This window comes from Vogesella mureinivorans (genome assembly GCF_007644035.1).
GTDB lineage: Bacteria > Pseudomonadota > Gammaproteobacteria > Burkholderiales > Chromobacteriaceae > Vogesella > Vogesella mureinivorans.
In genome coordinates, this window is the sequence record NZ_VMTV02000580.1 from 1 (window position 1) to 297 (window position 297).

The 297-nt window shown below is 67.7% G+C and carries 1 protein-coding gene; it reads left to right on the forward strand.

Translation table 11 applies throughout. The features are described from left to right. A partial coding sequence (locus FLQ44_RS16365; RefSeq protein WP_439144938.1) for a small ribosomal subunit protein uS7 occupies nucleotides 1–297 on the forward strand: 297 nt, incomplete at both ends.

Sequence of the window (297 nt, forward strand, 5' to 3'; positions counted from 1 at the left end):
TCCGTCGCCGAGAGCATTGTCTATGGCGCGATGGAGGTCATCGGCGAGAAGTCCGGCAATCCGCTGGAGCTTGTCGAGAAGGCGCTGGGCAACGTTGCTCCGGCGGTCGAGGTTAAGTCCCGCCGCGTCGGTGGTGCGACCTACCAGGTGCCGGTTGAAGTGCGCAGCTCGCGCCGCTCGGCCCTCGCCATGCGCTGGGTCATCGAGTCCGCTCGCAAGCGCGGCGAAACCTCGATGCCGCGCAAGCTCGCCGGCGAACTGTTGGATGCGGCCGAGAGCCGCGGTGGCGCTGTCAAG